This is a genomic window from Nitratidesulfovibrio liaohensis (genome assembly GCF_011682075.1).
GTDB classification, from domain to species: domain Bacteria; phylum Desulfobacterota; class Desulfovibrionia; order Desulfovibrionales; family Desulfovibrionaceae; genus Cupidesulfovibrio; species Cupidesulfovibrio liaohensis.
In genome coordinates this window covers 1-4335 of the sequence record NZ_VSMK01000221.1, presented here as the reverse complement: position 1 = coordinate 4335, position 4335 = coordinate 1, and the positions used below count along the sequence as shown (strand labels likewise).

At 67.7% G+C, this 4335-nt stretch carries 3 protein-coding genes; 1 reads left to right on the top strand and 2 read right to left on the bottom strand.

Annotated elements, in window-relative coordinates; genetic code table 11:
- Positions 1-920: ABC transporter permease (locus tag FVW27_RS08850; RefSeq protein WP_167124438.1), on the top strand; the 920-nt coding region annotated here is incomplete at its 5' end.
- A gap of 227 nt (positions 921-1147) precedes the next feature.
- Here the strand turns inward: FVW27_RS08850 and ald are convergent.
- Together ald and FVW27_RS08840 are read right to left on the bottom strand one after the other, a co-directional pair.
- Complete coding sequence (ald, locus tag FVW27_RS08845; RefSeq protein WP_167124436.1) at positions 1148-2263, bottom strand: alanine dehydrogenase; 1116 nt, start codon at positions 2261-2263, stop codon at positions 1148-1150.
- A gap of 365 nt (positions 2264-2628) precedes the next feature.
- On the bottom strand, positions 2629-4335 hold the full coding sequence (locus FVW27_RS08840; protein ID WP_243838304.1) for a sigma-54 interaction domain-containing protein: 1707 nt from the start codon (positions 4333-4335) through the stop codon (positions 2629-2631).

The following is a 4335-nucleotide window of genomic DNA, read 5'->3' as shown; positions in this document are numbered from 1 at the left end:
AGGGCTTCGAGCGCGCGCTGACCCTGCGCGGCGGGGTGGGGCAGCCGGCCGCCGCCGATGCGGGCAGCGCCGGTGACTCTTCCGGTTCCACCACGACCATCGCCGCGACCTCCACCATCCCTGCCCCGGCCCCCTCCGTGGCACCCTCCCAGGCAGTGGTCCAGGCCATCGCGGACGGGCGCAACTCCAACACGGCGGGGCTTGCCCTCAACTACATGGCCTCCATCGTGGACGACTTCGGCGCGCGCTACGTGGCCGCCCACGGCGGGCAACCCCGGCCCTCCACGCTGCTGACGCGGGCGTGGCACAACCCCAACCTGCTCAGCCGGTGGTTTTTCGTGCCGGGCATCGTGGTCATGGTGACCATGGTGGTCACCCTGATCATCACCGCCCTGTCCGTGGCCCGCGAGCGCGAGCAGGGCACCTTCGACCAGATGCTGGTCACCCCCTACCGGCCCACGGAACTGCTGATCGGCAAGGCGGCACCCGGCTTTCTGGTGGGGCTGTTCGAGGCATCGCTCATCGTGGCCATGGCGGTGTTCTGGTTCGGGGTGCCCCTGCGCGGCAGCCTGCTTACCCTGTACGCCGGGCTGGTGCTGTTCCTGTTCTCGGTGGTGGGCATCGGCCTGATGATCTCGTCCCTGTCCGTGACCATGCAGCAGGGGCTGCTGGGCATGTTCCTGTTCACCATGCCCGCCGCCATCCTTTCCGGCTTCGCCACGCCCATCGCCAACATGGCCGAACCGGTGCAGTGGCTGACCCTGGTGAACCCCATGCGCTACATACTCATCGTGGTGCGGGGGGTGTTTCTGGAAGGGGCGGACCTGACACTGCTGGCCCCGCAGTTGTGGCCGCTGGCGCTCATAGGCGCGGTATGCATGGCCGCCGCCGGGTGGCTGTTCCGGCACCGCATCCAGTAGCCGGTACGCGCCGCCTTGTTCCCGTGCCCTGCGGGGCGACATCAGACACCAAAGAAAAAAGGCCCGCCCCCCGTAGGGCGGGCCTTTGGCCGTGGACGCGACGAACGTCCGCGACGGGCCGGGAATGCAAAGGCAGGGGTCGGGGAAATGCGGTGCGCGGGCCGGCCGGCGGGCGGTCCGCCCGGCCCCGCGCGGAGGTGCAGCATCAGGTCCGCCCGGAAGGGGGACTAATTCAGGAAGGTATCCACGGAAACGTAGTCCAGGCCAAAGGCCTCGGCCACGCCCTTGAAGGTGATCTTGCCGTCGATGACGTTGGCGCCCTTGGCGATTTCGCAGCTGTCCTGCATGGCGCGCTTCCAGCCCTTGTTGGCGATGGTCAGCGCGTAGGGCAGGGTGGCGTTGGTCAGGGCCAGGGTAGAGGTCTTGGCCACGGCGCCGGGCATGTTGGCCACGCAGTAGTGCACCACGCCGTCCACCACGAAGGTGGGGTCGGTATGGGTGGTGGCCTTCGAGGTTTCGAAGCAGCCGCCCTGGTCGATGGCCACGTCCACCAGCACGGCGCCCTTCTTCATGGTCTTCAGCATGTCGCGGGTGACCAGCTTGGGGGCCTTGGCGCCGGTGACCAGCACCGCGCCCACCACCACGTCGGCCTCGCGCACCAGCTTGCGCACGGTGGCCGGGGACGACATGAGCGGGAAGCAGTTGGAGGGCATCACTTCGCTGAGGTGGCGCAGGCGGTCCAGGTTCATGTCCAAGATGTACACCTTGGCGCCCAGGCCGCAGGCCATGCGGGCCGCATGGGTGCCCACCACGCCGCCGCCGATGACCACCACGGTGCCGGGGTCCACGCCGGGCACGCCGCCCAGCAGCACGCCGTTGCCGCCCTGGGCCATTTCCAGGTACTTGGCGCCCTGCTGGATGGCCATGCGGCCGGCCACTTCGCTCATGGGGGTGAGCAGGGGCAGGCTGCCGTCGGCCTTCTGGATGGTTTCGTAGGCGATGCACACCGCGCCGCTCTTGATCAGGGCCTGGGTCTGCGGTTCGTCAGCGGCCAGGTGCAGGTAGGTGAACACGATCTGACCGGGGCGAATCATGCCGTATTCGGACGCCTGGGGCTCCTTGACGTGCATGACCATGTCGGACTTGGCGTAAATTTCGGCCGGGGTGGTCACGATGGTGGCGCCCGCTTCCACGTAGGCTTCGTCGGCAAAGCCGCTGCCCGCACCGGCGTTCTTTTCCACCAGCAGGGTATGCCCGGCGTGCACCATCACCTCGACACCCGCGGGGGTCATGGCGACGCGGTTTTCTTCCTTCTTGATCTCCTTCAGGATGCCAACGATCATCTGAGCCTCCAGATACGCCGGTGGTGCGGCGCGTTGCGGTGCGATTCGGTGCGCTGTGAAAACCCCGGACAGGGCGCGCCCGCGCGGGCGCAGGCCCACCAAAGCAAACGCCTTGCCAACTTGCCGGAAAATCGGGCAAAACGCCGAAATTTCCGGGTGAGTCACAAAAACGCAAATCGGACCAGTGAGTTGCGAACGCAAAAAGAAGAGGAGCAGGGAAGGGGAACGGCGGGGAATGGAAGCGGCACGGCAAGGCACCGCACCCAAAGTGGAAATAAATCAGACCACTGTTCAAATAAACAGCGCATAAAACCCGAAATGATGCCGCAGGGCGAGTGGAAACATTTCAGACCGCTGGAAAGTTTTCAGACCATCCTCAAACCATGCCGCCGCAGCTTGTCGAGCAGGGCGGTATGGGAAATTCCAAGCTTTCTTGCCGCCTTGCGCACACTGCCTGCGGCGGCCACGGCATCGACGATGATCCGTTTTTCAAAAACGGCAATCATGTCCTTGAGCCGCCCCTCGCCATCCCCATGATGCTCGTGGCCAGAGGCCAGCGCCGCCGCATCGGCCACGGTATCGGCCACGCCGTCGGCCAGCCGGGCCGACTCGCCGAACAGCCCGCCTTCCAACTCGTGGGCAAACAGGATGAACCGCGCGCCCACCACATCGTCCGGGCACAGGATGGCGGCACGCTCCACCACGTTCTTCAGTTCGCGCACGTTGCCCGGCCAGTGGTGGCCCGCAAGGCGCGCCAGCGCCCCCGGCGAAAGGCTGCGCACCGGCCCGCCCAGCCGGGCGGCCAGCCCCAGCAGAAAGTGCTCGGCCAGCACGGCGATGTCCTCTGGCCGTTCCTTCAGCGGCGGAATGTGAATGGGTAGCACGTTGATGCGGTAGTACAGGTCCTGGCGAAAGCGCCCTTCCTCCACCAGCCGTTCCAGGGTGCGGTTGGTGGCGGTGACGATGCGCACGTCCACGGGCACCTCTGCCGTGCCGCCCACCCGGCGCACGCTGCCTTCCTGCATCACCCGCAGCATCTTGGCCTGCGAGGCCAACGGCATGTCGCCTATCTCGTCCAGCAGCACGGTGCCGCCGCGCGCCGTCTCGAACAGGCCGGGCTTGCCCTCGCGCCGTCCGCCGGTAAAGGCCCCGGCCTCGTAGCCGAACAGCTCGCTTTCCAGCAGCTGTTCCGGCAGGGCCGCGCAGTTCACCGGCACGAACGGCCCCTGTCGCATGCTTGCGGTGTGGATGGCCCGCGCGAACAGCTCCTTGCCGGTGCCGCTCTCCCCCCGGATGGCGATGATGGAATCGGTCGTGGCCACGCGCCGGGCAAAGGAAATGGCAAAGCCGATGGCCGGGTGCTGGCCCACGATGTCGCCAAAGGTCACCTGCGTGGGCTCGGTGATGGAACGCGCCAGCTTGCGGATTTCGCGCATGTCGCGGGCCACTTCCACCGCGCCGATGATGCGCCCTTCGCCGTCGCGGATGGGCCTGCGGGTGACGAAGAATTGCAGCCGCCCGCCGCCGGGGGTGGCCACCTCTCGCTTGGCGTCCACCAGTTCGCGCCCGGACAGGCAGTCCAGGATGCCCCGGTCGGGCAGGCCCAGCGCATCCAGCGGCAGGCCGGACAGGTCGGGGGCGGGGGAGGCGCCCGGCGTGCCCAGTACGCCAGACACGCCAGACGCGCCAGACGCGCCAGACACGCCAGACGCACCGGTACATCCGTAGACTTCACGGGCCACCTTGTTGATGGAGGTCACCCGCCCTTCCGCGTCGATGGACAGCACCCCGTCGCGCAGGTTGTCCAGCAGCACCAGAAAACGGTTGGCGCGTTCCTCTGCGGGCAGGGTGTCCACGATGCGGAATTCCAGCAGGTCGGGGATGCGGCCCAGGGTTTCGAACAGGGCGGCGCGGTCCACGTCGCGCGAGCTGTCCGCCTCCAGGTACACGAAGGCGCGGTCCATGCCGGGCGATGCGGCGGGGGCGGGCGCAGGAGAGGGAGTGGAACCAGGGACCGGCGTGGCTCCATGGACGGGGGCGACGGCGGGGTCGGGGGCCGAGCCGCCGACCAG